The organism is Streptomyces sp. MUSC 14 (assembly GCF_001866675.1).
GTDB lineage: Bacteria > Actinomycetota > Actinomycetes > Streptomycetales > Streptomycetaceae > Streptomyces.
Map to the genome: position 1 here is coordinate 63895 of NZ_MLYN01000024.1, position 15125 is coordinate 79019.

General features: G+C 68.0%; 12 protein-coding genes. 3 read left to right on the forward strand and 9 right to left on the reverse strand.

The window, feature by feature from the left end:
• Positions 1-76 precede the first annotated feature (76 nt).
• The 3 genes from BIV25_RS15840 to BIV25_RS15850 all read right to left on the reverse strand — a co-directional run bounded on the left by BIV25_RS15840 (position 77) and on the right by BIV25_RS15850 (position 2536).
• Positions 77-703 carry a Uma2 family endonuclease gene (locus tag BIV25_RS15840; RefSeq protein ID WP_071372966.1) on the reverse strand — a complete coding sequence of 209 codons (627 nt, stop codon included), beginning with the start codon at positions 701-703 and terminating at the stop codon, positions 77-79.
• Between the two features lie 49 nt (positions 704-752).
• A complete protein-coding gene (locus BIV25_RS15845) occupies positions 753-1838 on the reverse strand; it encodes a helix-turn-helix domain-containing protein (protein WP_071372967.1) in 1086 nt (361 codons plus the stop codon).
• A gap of 221 nt (positions 1839-2059) precedes the next feature.
• Positions 2060-2536 carry an ATP-binding protein gene (locus BIV25_RS15850; RefSeq protein ID WP_079176664.1) on the reverse strand — a complete coding sequence of 159 codons (477 nt, stop codon included), beginning with the start codon at positions 2534-2536 and terminating at the stop codon, positions 2060-2062.
• A 97-nt stretch (positions 2537-2633) separates the two neighbouring features.
• Here BIV25_RS15850 and BIV25_RS15855 point away from each other — a divergent pair, with 97 nt between their 5' ends.
• Both BIV25_RS15855 and BIV25_RS15860 read left to right on the forward strand, forming a co-directional pair.
• Positions 2634-3494 carry a helix-turn-helix transcriptional regulator gene (locus BIV25_RS15855; protein ID WP_071372969.1) on the forward strand — a complete coding sequence of 287 codons (861 nt, stop codon included), beginning with the start codon at positions 2634-2636 and terminating at the stop codon, positions 3492-3494.
• Entirely contained in the window at positions 3491-3700 is a 210-nt protein-coding gene (locus tag BIV25_RS15860; protein WP_071372970.1) for a DUF397 domain-containing protein, read from the forward strand. Before BIV25_RS15855 ends, BIV25_RS15860 begins: the two co-directional genes overlap by 4 nt.
• A gap of 12 nt (positions 3701-3712) precedes the next feature.
• Here the strand turns inward: BIV25_RS15860 and BIV25_RS15865 are convergent, their stop codons facing one another.
• The 4 genes from BIV25_RS15865 to BIV25_RS15875 all read right to left on the reverse strand — a co-directional run bounded on the left by BIV25_RS15865 (position 3713) and on the right by BIV25_RS15875 (position 10658).
• On the reverse strand, positions 3713-5296 hold the full coding sequence (locus BIV25_RS15865) for a class I SAM-dependent DNA methyltransferase (RefSeq protein WP_071372971.1): 1584 nt from the start codon (positions 5294-5296) through the stop codon (positions 3713-3715).
• Positions 5293-6753 carry a restriction endonuclease subunit S gene (locus BIV25_RS46980; RefSeq protein ID WP_177235298.1) on the reverse strand — a complete coding sequence of 487 codons (1461 nt, stop codon included), beginning with the start codon at positions 6751-6753 and terminating at the stop codon, positions 5293-5295. The genes BIV25_RS15865 and BIV25_RS46980 overlap by 4 nt, the downstream gene beginning before the upstream one ends.
• Positions 6754-6767: 14 nt before the next feature.
• A complete protein-coding gene (locus BIV25_RS15870; protein WP_071373052.1) occupies positions 6768-10373 on the reverse strand; it encodes a DEAD/DEAH box helicase family protein in 3606 nt (1201 codons plus the stop codon).
• A gap of 90 nt (positions 10374-10463) precedes the next feature.
• The gene (locus BIV25_RS15875) at positions 10464-10658 is read right to left on the reverse strand and encodes a hypothetical protein (RefSeq protein WP_071372972.1); all 195 of its coding nucleotides are present in this window, start codon (positions 10656-10658) and stop codon (positions 10464-10466) included.
• A gap of 164 nt (positions 10659-10822) precedes the next feature.
• On the opposite strand from BIV25_RS15875, the gene BIV25_RS15880 reads away from it, so the two are divergent.
• Positions 10823-12943 (forward strand): S9 family peptidase, encoded by a 2121-nt coding sequence (locus BIV25_RS15880; protein WP_071372973.1) that lies wholly within the window; start codon positions 10823-10825, stop codon positions 12941-12943.
• A 128-nt stretch (positions 12944-13071) separates the two neighbouring features.
• Here BIV25_RS15880 and BIV25_RS15885 read toward each other — a convergent pair whose 3' ends face one another.
• Both BIV25_RS15885 and BIV25_RS15890 read right to left on the reverse strand, forming a co-directional pair.
• On the reverse strand, positions 13072-14157 hold the full coding sequence (locus tag BIV25_RS15885) for an ABC transporter ATP-binding protein (protein ID WP_071372974.1): 1086 nt from the start codon (positions 14155-14157) through the stop codon (positions 13072-13074).
• Positions 14141-15124, reverse strand: coding sequence for an ABC transporter ATP-binding protein (locus BIV25_RS15890; RefSeq protein WP_071372975.1), 984 nt, complete (start codon positions 15122-15124; stop codon positions 14141-14143). Before BIV25_RS15890 ends, BIV25_RS15885 begins: the two co-directional genes overlap by 17 nt.
• Position 15125: the final 1 nt, after the last annotated feature.

Consider the following 15125-nt stretch of genomic DNA (forward strand, 5'->3'; position numbering starts at 1 on the left):
TCAAGCCGGGCGACGACACCTCGGACCAAGGTGGCCGAAAACTGCTCCCCCGTATCCGGAAGACGCCCCTCAGGTGTCAGGGCTGTGGCTCGCCCTCGCCGCGGGCGTTCTCGTCCTGGTAGCGCGGCAGGCCGTCGGTCGGGATGGTCCAGTCGGCGATGGTGACGTCCTCGCCGTAGACGAAGTCCTTGCGGGTGGCGTAGCGGGGGCCGTCGGGGGTGGGGTGGATGTCGGAGAGGACGGCGCCGGTGCCGGTGCGTGGGTCGAACACGGCGTAGACGGGGACGCCGATCAAGGGGTAGTCGCGCATCTTGGTGCCCCAGTCGTTGTCGGGATTGGAACGCGAGACGACTTCGACGGCGGCGATGAGCGTGCGGGGATCGAAAGTGCCCTCTCCCTCCATCTCCAACTCGGCGATCACCATCACGTCGGGGCGGCGGAGGATTCTCTCGGGCTCGTCCTCCACGTCGGGTTCGCCCGTATGCGCCACGAGCTCTTCCGGCATCACCTTCTCCAAGCGCTTCCGGATGCGCAGCACGGTGAGCTCGTGCGGCTTCACGGGCGACATCATGTCGAGGACGATCCCTTCCTTGGTGATCTCGAACTTGCCGGGGAGGGTGTCGTCCGTGGACTGCACGAAGTCACGCATGGCCCGGTAGAGGTGGGAGGCGCCCTGTCGCGCGTCGTCCGGTGCGATGGTCATGGCGCTCGCTCCTCGTCTGTGCCCAGGGGCAAGGATCGTCGCTTTCATGCTAGGCGGCCTCCAGGAGATCGGATCGGCAGTCGCGGCAGCGGCCCGGTCCGGGCGCCCGGAAGGCGCGGTCGCAGCCGTCGCAGGTCTGAAGCGGGTGTCGTGCGGCCGGCGGGGCTGCTGGTGCGCGAAACGGGGGTGGGGGCGGCAGCTGCGTGGCGAGGCGGTGGGCCAGCAAGGCGGCGGGGCGTCGTGGTCCCTCGGGTGGCAGGTCGGTGGTCAGGGCCTGGCGTACGGCGGTGGGGCTGACGTCGCGCTCCAGCCAGGCGGCGACGCCGGGGGCAAGGTGGGTCGTGTCCTGCTCCGAGAGGAGTAGGCCTGGGTCGAGACGGCGCAGGTCGGCGAGCAGGCCGGTGGCGGTCTGGAGGAGGGCGGGAGCGGTGCAGGCAGGCTGGGGTACGGCGGGGAGGGGTTTGGGGGCGGTGCGGGGAGGGCGCTCTGCCGGGTTTTCGAGGTTGAGCGGTACGTGAGCCGCGGGCCGCACGGTCGGGCCGTCAGGCCGGTTCGGCGATCGGCGGATCCGGGCCGTCTCTGACGGCTTCGTGCAGGCTTCACTGGCGTCGGCGGTGGCCCGGATGTGCCAATCGCTCCCGGCAGGCCGCCCCTCACCTTCGAAGACCTGCTTTGCCGGTGCCGTCGCCGGGCCGGTCGGCCGCCGGGTGGGGCGGCTGGGCCTGTCGGGGTGGTGGCACCGGGCTACCGGCTGGTTGCAGGAGATGGTCCGCGTGACGATACGGCCGCCGGGGACGCGTGCACGTTCGCGGCGCAGGTAGCCATGGGCCTCCAGCTCGCGCAGGGCGGCGGCGATGCGGGTGGCGCCCTCGGGGAAGCGGGCGGTGAGGGTCTTGATGTCGACCCGGGCGCCCTTCGGCAGCGACTGGATGTGGCAGGCCAGGCCGATCGCGAGGAGGGAGAGGTCGGGGTGCTGGGTGAGGTGGTTGCCGATCACCGTGAAGCGGGTGGTGTGACGGGTGTTGGCGTGGACGAGGCCGCCGGAGTGGGGGGCTTGGGGGTGCCGGTTCGGGTGGTTGTTGCCCGCGATGGGGGGCTGGGCGTGCATGGGCACGCTAGGGTTCTGGTTACCCATCGGGAAGTTGCCTCTTCCTCGGTGGTCAGGCCCTCGCAACGGGATTGCCGTCCCGGCGAGGGCCGTCGCATGTCTGCGGTGCTGTTGCGCTGAGCGTATGGGTGTCCGGGGCTGTGAAATCCAGCTGACGCAGGCATATTCACCCGGCCGAGTGAGCGGGCGGCGGCGCGGGCTGGAGGGGTGGGGTGTGGTTGGTTCCTTTCCCCGTCCGTTCTTGGCTTTCAGTCGCTGGTGTCACCGGAACCCGTGGGGGCGGGTTCCGGTGCGGGGAGCGCCAGTTCGGCCCAGATGGTCTTGCGCGGATAGCGGCCCTCTGCGACATCCCAGCGGTCCGCGAGCGCGTCCACGAGAAGGAGGCCACGACCGGATTCGGCATGGTTGTCCGGCACTTGGAGCCTGGGCAGACGGTCACCGCGCGTGTCGGTGACCTCGATGCGGAGGGTGCGGCCGACCACGTAGAGCGTGAGGCGGAAGCTGCGGCCGGGCAGGCGACCGTGAGTCGCGGCGTTGGCCGCCAGCTCGGCCACGATGTGTGTCGCGGGGTCGGTGGGGAGCCCCCAGCTTCGGAGCTGGTCGGCCGCGAGCAGCCTGCCCAGGCGGGCACCGCGTGGGGTGGAGGACAGCAGGACGGTGAAGTGGGGGATTCCGCTGCCGAGTTGGGTGTCGGGGTCGGCGAATTTCTGATTCACGTCACTCAGAGTGGCCGGTGACCTCTACCGTGATGAGTGATTACACCGTTGCGTACGGTGACTGTCCGGCGGTTGTCCGGTGTGTCGGCGCTTGTCAGGAGGGGTGATGACGGACGAGCTCAAGGGCGAGTCGGACGAGCCGGGTTGGGAGGTGGATCCGGACGACGAGTGGGGTGTCGCGGTCATCGCCACCGTCGGGCGGCAGTTGAAGCTCCGGCGGGAGTCGGCGGGGATGAAGGCCGGCGAGTTCGGCAAGGCCATCGGCTATGGCGAGGACCTGGTCTACAAGGTGGAGGGGGGCAAGCGGATTCCCCAGCCCGGGTATCTGGACAACGCCGACAGGGTGTTGGGGGCGGGTGGGTTGGTGTCGGCGATGAAGGCGGACGTGGCTAAGGTCCGGTATCCGAAGAAGGTGCGGGCGCTGGCGGAACTGGAGGCCAAGGCCGTCGAGATCGCCCTCTACGAGAGCCACATCATCGCTGGGTTGTTGCAGACGCGAGAGCACGCACGAGCGGTAATCGGAGCAGCGCAGCCGCCATATTCGCCGGACGACGTGGAACGCATGGTGTCCGCTCGCCTGGCTCGCCAGTCGATCTTCGAACGCTCGCCCTCTCCAGCCCTCAGCTTCGTCCTGGAAGAGGGGGTCCTGCGGCGTCCCATCGGGGGCACAATGGTCTGGCGTCAGCAGCTCGAACGTCTGCTGGAAGTCGGGCGACTGCACAACGTCGTGCTTCAGGTGATGCCGATGAACTGCGACACCCACTCCGGGCTGGACGGTCGGATCGAACTACTGAAGTTCGCAGACGGCGCGGCCGTGGGTCGCTCTGACGGCCCGTTCAACGGCCGACCGATCACAGAACCCAAAGACCTGCGCATTCTTGAGTTGCGGTATGGCACGATCCGGGCTCAGGCACTCTCTCCGCGGGAGTCGCTGGCCTTCATCGAGCAACTGCTGGGAGAAGCATGATCCGCAAGACCACTGCCGGGGACGCGTCCGAGCTGGTGTGGTTCAAGAGCAGCTACAGCGGCGGCAACGACGGCAATTCTTGTGTCGAAATCGCGATAGCGCCTCGCACCGTCCACATCCGCGACTCCAAGAACGTCGAAGGCCCCCGGCTCATGCTGACGCCAGGGGCCTGGACCCGCTTCGTGTCGTACGCGTCCGAAGACTGACCGACGGCCCCGTTATTCGACCTCGGCCTCCGGTACGTCCACCTCGCCGCCCAGGGAGCGGGCGATGGCCGTGAACTCGTTCAGGGCGGACTGGAGGTCACGGACGATCTCCTCGGCGATCACCTCGGGCGGCAGGCCGCTGTCGGCGTCGTCGAGGGCGGGGTCCTTCATCCACGTGATGTCGAGGTTCACCTTGTCGCGGGCGATCAGGTCCTCGTAGCTGAACTTCTTGAACGGCCCGTTCTCGTCTTCGGACTCGACGCGGGTCGAGCGGGGCTCTCCGGGCCGGTAGGCGGCGACGAAGTCGTCCAGGTGGGCGCGGGTGAGAGGCCGCTGCTTCATCGTGAAGTGCTGGCCGGTGCGGAAGTCGTAGACCCACGTCTCGGTGGTGTGCGGCTTGCCGTCGGCACGTGGGGCCTTCTTGTCGAAGAAGAGCACGTTGGCCTTGACGCCGCCTGCGTAGAAGATGCCGGTGGGCAGTCGCAGGACGGTGTGCAAGTCGAACTCGTTCAGCAGCTTGCGCCGGACCTTCTCACCGGCGCCGCCCTCGAAGAGGACGTTGTCAGGCAGAACGACTGCCGCGCGTCCCCCAACTGCGGTGAGCGACATGATGTGTTGCAGGAAGTTGAGCTGCTTGTTGGTGGTCGTCGCCGTGAAGTCGTCGCGCTCGTACTGGATGTCCTCCTTCTCGACCTCGCCGTCCTGACCGACCACGGTGATCGCGGACTTGCGGCCGAAGGGAGGGTTCGCGAGGACGAGGGTGGCGTGCTTGCCGCTGGGCTTGTCGGCGAGGGCGTCGCCGACGGTGATGAGGCTCGGGCCGTCGCTCTTGCCGATGCCGTGGAGAAGCATGTTCATGGCGGCGAGACGGGCCGTGCCCGTGACCAGCTCGTTGCCCCAGATCTTCCGGCCGCTGTCGTAGGCCATGCGCTCGTCGAGCGACATGGTCTTCATGTGGTGGTTGCGGATGTAGGAATGGGCCGCGATGAGGAAGCCGCCGGTGCCGCAGGCCGGGTCGGTGACGGTGTCGTCCGAGTCGGGCTGAACGACGTCGACGATGGCGTCGATGAGCGCGCGGGGCGTGAAGTACTGGCCGGCGCCCGTCTTGGTATCGGAAGCGCCCTTGGCGAGGAGGCCTTCATAGGCGTCGCCCTTGAGGTCCGTTCCCGTGACGGTCCACTCCTCGCGACCGATCAGGTCGACCACGAGCTTTTCGAGGAGGGCGGGCTTGGTGATGCGGTTCTGGGCGTCGGCGAAGATCGTGCCGATGGTGGTGTCGGGCTGGCTGCCGAGGTGTTCGAGAACGTCGCGGTAGTGCTTCTCAAGATCAGGGCCACGCTTACCGACGAGTGACGTCCAGTTGTAGTCGGCGGGGACGATGGCGCTCATGTCCTGGCCGTCCCACGGATCGTTCTCGATCTCGTCGACCATCTTGAGGAAGAGCAGGTAGGAGAGCTGCTCGACGTACTCGATGGTGGACATGCCGTTGTCGCGCAGGACGTTGCAGTAGTTCCAGAGCTTGGCGACCAGGGTGTTGGTCTGCGCAGCGACCTTGGCTTTCTCGGCGGGCTGCTGGGCGTCTGCGGGGGCGGTCACAGGTCGAACTCCTGCTGTACGGCGAGGGTGGGGGCGGGGGTTGGTTCGGGGGCGGACGCACTTGCCTCGGCGGCTCGGGGGGCGGGGGGCTTGGCCAATTTCTTGGGCGTGACCTTACGCACGTATTTACCCTTCGCCTTCGCGGCACGCTCGGCGGTGATGCGGCCCAAGAGCACAGATGCAGATTCATCTTTGGGGTTCTGGTACACGAGTTCGCCACTGAAAGCCTGCCTCAATAGCGCTACGCGTAGAGACTTGGAACGGGTTGCAGCGAGTTGCAGTGATCCGCCAGCCGCAGCTAGATAACTCTTCCAGTTCCCTGCTTCGTCAATCAGTTTTTTCTGATCACCAATCCCAGGAACCGGAATCGTCACAGATTTCACCTTGGATGTACTCAAGGTATATAGACCACTCGTAGACCTCGCCACTCGTCGCAATTGATCCACAACTAGGGGGGAGTTCCAGATCAGCTCCAGATACTCGGGAAGGATTTGCCTGGAAGGTCGGACCCTAATGAGATGGTTTTGGTGCACGGCATCACAGATCTGCCCGTGCCACATGGCCGCTCGTCCGATTTGCCCCGGACTGCCGTTCCCTTCAACGACTAGAAGGTCTCCCTTTTCCACACGATGCTTCTCAAGCTCACCATCAAACAACTCAATTTCATGCATTTCGGCAAGGTCAAGCTCACCGGCACCTACATTGGCCACCCGCAAGAAGGGAAACTTATTCTCAACGGGGATCCTTTTCTTCTGTTTCTGAATCCCACCGCTAACAGTCGCGATCTCGTCCACGCGATAGTCACGAGAATTAGCCGAGAACCCATTCAGGCCACCCTGCGCTGCCGCGTTCCTGACGGAATCCCAAACTCGACTTACCCTATGCACACTACGGTGCACTTCACGTTCAGCGACATCAAGTCGCGACAATTGTTCTTCCAGAACCTCGACGATGCGGTGCTGCTCCGCGAGCGGCGGCAACCCAAACTCAACACGGTTCAGCTTGGATGTGCTGAGCGTATAGAGCCCACTCGTCGATTGAGCAACTCGGGTCAACTGCGCTGAGATATCAGGTGAGTTCCACAGAAGTTCAAGAAACCTGGGGTCAATAACGGACGTCGGACGCACCTTGATCAGATGATTCTGATGTACAGCGTCCTTGATCGCGCCGCGCCACATAGCAGCACGACCGATCTGCTCGGGACTCCCGTTTCCCTCAACAACCAGCAGATCGCCCGGCTCCAGCCGGAACCTCTCCAATTCCCCATCGAAAAGCTCGATCTCGTGCACATCCCATAGATCAAGCGAACCTCGCCCGACGTTGGCCACGCGAAGGAAGGGAAACTTATTCTCAACCGGACGACGCTTGGCCTGCTTTTGAATTCCGCCAGTCACATCGCAGACCTGATCGAGCCTGACCCAAGCCCACCCCGCCGGAAGCTCCCTCTCGCCGTCCACGCCCGCGCTCATACTCACGCCAGTTCCTGATTCAGCTCATCCAACAGTTCCAGCGCCTTGTCCTTGTCACCGAACGCCCGCATGAAGCCCCGGCCTCCGCCGCGCTCGGAGAAAGGTGCGTGTCCGAAGTCTCCCGGCTCCATGCCGATGTCGGTGGCGATGGCGTCCTTTATCCGGTCCAGCCACCACAGCTGGTCCTCCGTGAACTCCACGCCCGCCTGCCGCTGCCGCAGCAGCCAGCCCTCGAAGCGCTCCTCGACCACCGTACGGTATGGACGAAGCTCGTCGTCCGCACCGAGCTCGTAGCGGATGAGGCGCATGAGGTCGCCCAGGCCGGCCTCCTTGCCGGGGCCGGCCGCGGCTTTGCCGAGTTGCTCGTAGTGGTCCCACAGGACCGTCGCCGTCCAGGCACGGTTGGTGGCTCGCACCTTGGCCGCCAGTTCCTTCAGCGCGTTCCGCGCCTCCTGAGGACTGACTCGGGCACCACTGCCCAGGGCGACCTGGATCGCCGCGTTCTCATCCCGCTGCTCCTTTTCGAGCAACGAGTTCCACTCCGCGAGTTCCTTCCGGGCCCGCTCCTCCCGCGGTATCTCGCGCAGCTCTGTGACCAGGACCTCTGTCGTCTCGTCGTACGTCAGGTCCTGCTGGTGGCGGATTTCGAGGATGAGCTTGCGCAGCTCCGGCCGGGAGGTGAGCGGAGCCATCGCGTCCCGGACCAGCTTCTTGGCCAGCTCCGGGCCGCCCTCGTGACGGGCCCGGTCCTGCGTGTCCACGTCCACCGCGTCCGCGATACGACGCGCCAGGTCGGCCAGGCCGACGCCTCCGGCGGCCTCGGCGACCAGCTGCTTGTCCGCGTCATCCAGCTGGCGGTCGATACGCGACAGGCGCCGGCCGAGCGTCTCCGCCTCGTCGGCGGTCAGAGACACTGAGCCCGCCTTCTCCAGCAGCTTCGCCAGAGGGATGCCCTTCTGCTCGCCCGCGGGAATCAGCGGGCGGGCGTCCACCAGGGGAGAGTCCGTGACACCGACGGCGTCGATCAGAACGAAACGGTCCTTCTTCAGGTCCGAAGCCGCTTCCGGAGTGACCGCCTTCAGTTCGTTCGCGTCGATCGAGCGAGCACCCCGCCCCTTCATCTGCTCGAAGAGCACCGGGCTCTTGACCGACCGGAGGAATATCACGCACTCCAGCGGCTTGACGTCCGTGCCCGTGGCGATCATGTCGACCGTGACCGCGACCCGCAGCCGGGGGGAGTTGCGCAGGTCGTTGATCAGGGAGTCGGGGTCGTCGCCCTTCGCCCGGGACCGGTAGGTGATCTTCTTCGCGAACTCGTCACCTCGCCCGAAGACCTCCTTGACCTGCTTCAGCACCTCCTCGGCGTGGTCGTCCCCCGCCGCGAAGACCAGGGTCTTGGGAAGATCGGCCCGGCCCGGGAACCACCGCTGCCAGTTGTTCCTGTACGTCGTCAGCACGGCACGGATCTCGTCCTCCGTGATGACCGTCCGGCCGATCTGCGGAGCGGCATAGGTGAAGTCCTCGTCCAGCTCCTCGTAGCGCTGGGCGCGGGTCTGGCGGTCGCGGATCCGTACCGTCGTTCCGGCCTCGATCTTCGCGACGACACCCTCGTCCCGAATGTCCGTCTTGAGGCGCACGATGTCGAAGTCGACGTTGACGCCGTCGGCCACGGCCTGCTCGTAGGTGTACTGCGACACCATGTTGTTGTCGAAGAATCCCTTGGTCTGGCGGGTGGGAGTCGCCGTCAGACCGACGAGGTGGGCGTCGAAGTACTCCAGGACGCCCCGCCACAGGCCGTAGATCGAGCGATGGCACTCGTCGACGACGATCACGTCGAACGACTCGATCGGCACGTCCGGGTTGTACTCGACGGTGATCGGTTCGTCCGCCGCGTAGGTCTCGGTCAGCGGGGAACCCGTCGGGCCTCCCGCCGTCTCCTCGCTCTCCGGCTCGTCCGTCGTCTCCGGCTCGTCCGTCAGCGGCTCACCCTTGAGGAGCGCGTACATCCGCTGGATCGTCGAGACGACGACCGAGGACGTCTCCTGGAGCCCGGTGCGGCCCAGCATGTCGACGTTGTAGAGGTCGGTCAGCTTCCGGTTCTCGTCGGGCGTCCGGTACTTGTCGAACTCGGCGCGCGCCTGACGGCCCAGGTTGTTGCGGTCGACGAGGAAGAGGATCCGGCGGGCGCCCGCGTGGCGGAGGAGCCGGTAGGTCTCCGTGACCGCCGTGAAGGTCTTGCCCGCGCCCGTGGCCATCTGGATGAGGGCACGCGGACGGTCGGCCGCCAGAGACTCCTCCAGGCCCGTGATGGCGTCGACCTGGGCCATGCGCAGGCCGTGCGTCTCCAGCAGCGGCATGCTCGTGCGCAGAGCCCCCCGGAAGGTCGGCGCGTCCGGGTGCTCGTCCGCGTACCGCATCCACGCAAGCAGGGTCTCAGGGCGGTGGAAGGCGAAGACCTCCCGTGAACGCGCCTCGGGGTCGATCCGGTTGAGGAAGTACGTCTCCGCGCCGGTGGTGGCGTAGCGGAACGCGAAGGGCTCCTCTCGGCGCCACACGGCCATCGCGTGCTCCTTGAGCACGCCCGCCGCGTATCGCTCGTTCTGGGCCAGCGCACCGGCCAGTGGCGTGCCTTCGCGCTTGGCCTCGATGACACCGACGATCCTGCCGTCGACGTAGAGGACGTAGTCGGCGCGGCCCGTCGCCACGGTGAACTCGCGGATGGCGACGCCCTTGCTGCGCTCGTCCAGCGGGTTCGCGCCCGCCTTGTCCTGGATCACCCAGCCCGCCTTGACGAGCATCGCGTCGATCTTCGCCCGCGCCTGGACCTCGTTGAGCGGTGCGGGGCGCTGAGCGCGTTCCACGATCGCGTCGCGCGCGGCGGAGGCGATCCTGCGGGGCTGGAGGCGCTCACGGTCGTACTGCTGCTGGTGCGCCGCCCGCAGCTGAACGACCTGAGCCCGAAGGTCCTCGACTTCCGCGGCGTACGTCACCTTGGCCCGCTCCGCACTGGCCATGAGTTCCTCGGCCCTGGCGCGGGCGCGGCGCTCGGCCTCCAGGCGGTCGCTGGTCTCCGAGAGTTTCACCTGCGACTCGGCGAGCGTACGACGGTGCTCCGCCACGGCCTCCTGGAGCTCTGCGAGCTCTTCGGGGGAGACCGAGGGCGCCTCGGCCGGCAGCGTGGGCGGCACGAAGGCCGTCACCGTGCGCGTGCCGCCCAGGGCCCGGTCGAACAGGTCGCCGAGCTGCCAGCACAGCTTCAGGGCTTCCAGGGCCTTCGTCGTGTCGAAGAGGTGGTTGTGCGCGGCGTCGTTCCGGCCCCTGCGGAGCTTGTCGAGGGCATCACGGCTCCAGCCGACCAGGACGCCGGCCCTCGTCAGTGCGTTCAGGCGGTCGACCTGGCGGGTGCCCTCGACACGGGTGCCCGTACGGGTGACGAACTCCTCGGCCAGCACCTCACCGAACTGGCCGGCGCTGACGTAGGCGGCGTTCGGGTTGCTCAGCACCGTCAGCTCCGCCTGCGATCCGTAGATCGCCAGGAGCGGCTGATGCCGGTACAGACGCCCGAAGTTGGGCGACGCCTTCGCCAGCTCCCGGAGCCGTATGTCCATGCCCTGCCCGTCCACCCGCTGCCCCCAGCCTCATGCGTCCTCAGGACGGCCAAGCTTACGAAGTCAGGCAGCGGGGAGAAGCAGAACCGGTCAGAACTTGATGCTGCCGATCATGCTCGCGACGTTCGTCGTCAGCTGGCTGATCGTGGGTGCGATGGTCGAGGAGGCGAGGTAGAAGCCGAGCAGCATGCAGACGACCGCGTGCCCGCCCTTCAGCCCCGACTTCTTGATCAGCAGGAAGACGATGATCGCCAGCAGCACCACCGCCGAAATCGAGAGTGCCACGGCGGCTCACCTCCAAAGATCGCCAGATCCGGATCAGTTGACCAAGTCCACACGTACGCCAGCGGGTTCATACCCACACAGCGGTAGTGATCATAACTATGCGTGCTCGCGCATCGCTCGGCGCACGGCCGCACAAGGGGGCGCATGGCCAATATGGTCAGGGTATGACGACCGAGGCTGACTCCTTCCCCCGACGGCACGCCCGGACACAGCGGTTCACGCTCGGCGCGCCGCGTTCGTTCACCGTGGCACCCGACGGTTCGCGTGTCGCGTTCCTCCGCTCCGGCTCCGGCGACGACCGGGCCAACTCCCTCTGGGTTCTCGACCTTCCGGACGGCACCGAGCGGCCGGCCGCCGATCCGCGCGCGCTCCTCGCGGGCGCCTCCGAGAAACTGTCCGCGCAGGAGCGGGCGCGCCGCGAGCGCAGCCGGGAGGGCGGGGCCGGGATCGTCGGCTACGCCACCGACGCGGCCGTGGAACTGGCGTCTTTCGCCTTGTCAGGGCGGCTTTTCACAGCTGAGCTGCGAGCCGGCACCACGCGTGAACTCCGGGTCCCGGGACCGGTGATCGACCCGCGTCCCGCCCCCGACGGCCGGCACGTCGCGTACGTCGCGCGGGGCGCGCTGCGGATCGTGGGCGCGGACGGCGAGCAGGACCGGGCCCTCGCGGAACCGGAGTCGGAGCACGTCGCCTACGGCCTCGCCGAGTTCATCGCGGCGGAGGAGATGGGGCGTTCGCGGGGCTTCTGGTGGGCGCCGGACGGGCGCCGGCTGCTCGTGGCGCGCGTGGACGACACGCCGGTGAAGCGGTGGTGGATCGCGGATCCGGCCCACCCGGAGCGTGAGCCGGTTGACGTCGCCTACCCGGCCGCCGGCACCCCGAACGCGGACGTACGGCTGTTCGTGCTCGGCCTCGACGGGGAGCGTACGGAGGTCGGCTGGGACCGGGAGCGCTACCCCTATCTCGCGCGTGTGCACTGGTCAGCGGCGGGTGCGCCGCTGTTGCTGGTACAGGCGCGGGACCAGCGGAGCCAGCTGTTCCTGGCCGTGGACCCGGACACCGGGGCCACGCGGATGGTGCACGCCGACGAAGATCCGATTTGGCTGGAACTTTTCCCTGGAGTGCCCTGCTGGAGCCCCTCCGGGCAGCTTGTCCGCATCGTGGACGAGGCCGGCACCCGGGCCCTGGCGGTCGGCGAACGCCCCCTGACCAGCGGTCAGTTGCACATCCGTGCGGTGCTGGACGTGGGCGACGGCGACGTGCTGGTCTCCGCCTCGTCCGGCCACGAGGCACATGCCGGGGAAATTGGCGAAGTTCATGTGTACCGCGTGAACGAACTGGGCGTGGAGCGCGTCTCCCAGGAGCCCGGTGTGCACACGGCGACGCGTGCGGGGGACGTGACGGTGCTCGTGTCCACGAGCCTGGAGCGGCCCGGCGCCCGGGCACAGGTGCTGCATGACGGAAAGGCGGTGGCCACTGTCCGGTCGTACGCCGAAGATCCCGGTCTGTCCCCCAGGGTGACGCTGGTCGAGGGGGGCGCACGTCGGATTCCGTGCGCCGTGCTTATGCCACGGGACTACCCCGGGGACACGCCCCTGCCGGTGCTGCTGGACCCCTACGGCGGTCCGCACGGCCAGCGGGTGGTCGCCGCGCACAACGCCCACCTCACCTCGCAGTGGTTCGCCGACCAGGGCTTCGCGGTGATCGTCGCCGACGGGCGCGGTACCCCGGGGCGTTCGCCGGGCTGGGAGAAGTCGATCCGGGACGAGGTCGCGGCCGTCACGCTGGAGGACCAGGTGGCCGCGCTGCACGCGCTCGCCGAGCGGTTCCCGCTCGACCTGGGCCGGGTGGCGATCCGGGGCTGGTCCTTCGGCGGCTACCTCGCGGCGCTCGCGGCACTGCGCCGCCCGGACGTCTTCCACGCGGCGGTCGTCGGAGCACCGGTCACCGACCTCCGGCTGTACGACACCCACTACCAGGAGCGCTACCTCGGCGACCCGGGCGAACGGCCCGAGGTCTACCGGCGCAACTCGGTGGTGGACGACGCGGGCCTGGTCGACCCGGCCGAGCCGCACCGCCCGATGATGATCATCCACGGTCTGGCGGACGACAACGTGGTGGTCGCCCACTCCCTGCGGCTGTCCTCCGCCCTGCTGGCCGCCGGCCGCCCGCACGAGGTCCTGCCGCTGTCCGGGGTGACGCACATGACCCCGCAGGAGACGGTCGCCGAGAACCTGCTCCGGCTCCAGCTGGACTTCCTCAAGCGGTCGCTGGGCATGGCATAGCCCCGCACCCGCCCGTCAACCGCGTTAACACACAGGCAACTTCACGGAAGCCGTACCGATATACGGACGCCGGATCCTGAACAGCGTACGGCCGTGCGGGTGCCGTGAGCGGGCCGGGATGCGCCAAGTCATCCCGGCCCGCTGCCGTTCCCCTCGCTGCCGTTCCCCTCGGTGCCGCCCTCCGCCGGGACCACCTGGAGCTCCTCCGCGAAGTGGCAGGCGGAGTCGTGGGCCGCCGGGCCCGTGCCGCCCCGGAAGGCCTCCGGGACCGCCAGCGCCGGGACCTCCACCACGCACCGCTCCCGGGCCTTCCAGCAGCGGGTGCGGAAGCGGCAGCCGGAGGGGATGTCCGTCGGCGAGGGCACGTCACCGGTGAGGATGATCCGCTCGCGCCGGTGACGGGCCTCGGGGTCGGGGACGGGGACCGCCGACAGGAGCGCCTGGGTGTAGGGGTGCGTGGGATGGTCGTAGATCTCGGCGTCCCGGCCGGTCTCCACGATCCTTCCCAGGTACATGACCCCGACCCGGTCCGAGATGTGCCGCACGATCGACAGGTCGTGGGCGATGAAGACGTAGGAGAGGTCGAACTCGGACTGGAGCCGGTCGAGCAGGTTGATCACCTGGGCCTGGACCGAGACGTCGAGGGCGGAGACGGGTTCGTCGGCGACGATGACCTCCGGGCGCAGCGCCAGCCCCCGGGCGATGCCGATGCGCTGGCGCTGGCCGCCGGAGAACTGGTGCGGATAGCGGTTGACGTACTCCGGGTTGAGGCCGACGACGTCCAGCAGTTCCTGGACCCGGCGGCGGCGGTCGCCCTTCGGGGCCACCTCGGGATGGATGTCGTACGGCTCCCCGACGATGTCGCCGACGGTCATGCGCGGGTTGAGGGAGGTGTACGGGTCCTGGAAGACCATCTGGATGTTGCGGCGTACGGCCTTCAGGGCGCGGCCGGACAGCCCGGTGATGTCCTCGCCCTTGAACCGGATCGCCCCGGCCGTCGGGCGTTCCAGGTTGCACAGCAGCTTGGCGACCGTGGACTTGCCGCAGCCGGACTCCCCGACGACGCCGAGGGTTTCGCCCCGGCCGAGGGTGAAGTCGACGCCGTCGACGGCCCTGACCGCGCCGATCTGCTTTCCGAAGAGGACGCCCCGGGTGAGCGGGTAGTGCTTGACGAGCCCGCTGACCTGGAGGATCGGCTCACTGCTCGGGCCCATGCAGACACTCCCTCCAGAAGTGGCAGGCGCTGCCCCGGGCCGGGGACACCGCGTACAGGGCCGGCTCGTCCGTGCGGCAGACGTCCTGGGCCATCGGGCAGCGGGGGTGGAAGGCGCAGCCGGGCGGGATGTCCGTCAGGTTCGGCGGCAGGCCCTTGATGGCGTACAGCTCCTGGCCCTTCTGGTCCAGGCGCGGGACGGAGTCCAGCAGGCCCCGGGTGTAGGGGTGGGCCGGGGCCTTGTAGAGGTCGAGGACGGGCGCGGACTCGACGATGCGGCCCGCGTACATCACCGCGATGCGGTCGGCGACGTCGGCGACGACGCCGAGGTCATGGGTGATGAGGATGAGCCCCATGCGGTACTCGCGCTGCAACTCCGCGAGCAGGTCCATGACCTGGGCCTGCACGGTGACGTCGAGGGCGGTGGTGGGCTCGTCGGCGATGACCAGCGCGGGCTCCAGGGCGAGCGCCATGGCGATCATGATGCGCTGGCGCATGCCGCCGGAGAACTGATGGGGGTAGTCCCGCACCCGCTGGGCCGCCCCCGGGATCCGCACCCGCTCCATCAGCTCGACGGCTCTGCCCCGGGCGTCCTTCCTCGACATGCCCCGGTGCACGACGAACATCTCGCCGAGCTGATCGCCCACGCTGACAACGGGGTTGAGAGCCGACAGGGCGTCCTGGAAGATCATGGCCATCCCGGCGCCCCTGATCCTCCGCCGCTCCTCTTCCTTCAGCCTCAGCAGATCCTGTCCGTCGAAGAGGATCTGTCCGCCGGTGATCCTGCCGGGCGGCATGTCGAGGATCCCCATCACGGCCTGTGCCGTCACCGACTTGCCCGACCCGGACTCCCCGAGCACGGCCAGCGTCTGCCCCGCGTCCACGGCGTACGACACCCCGTTGACCGCCTTGGCGACCCCGTCCCGGGTCCGGAACTCCACGTGCAGATCCCGCACTTCGAGCAACACG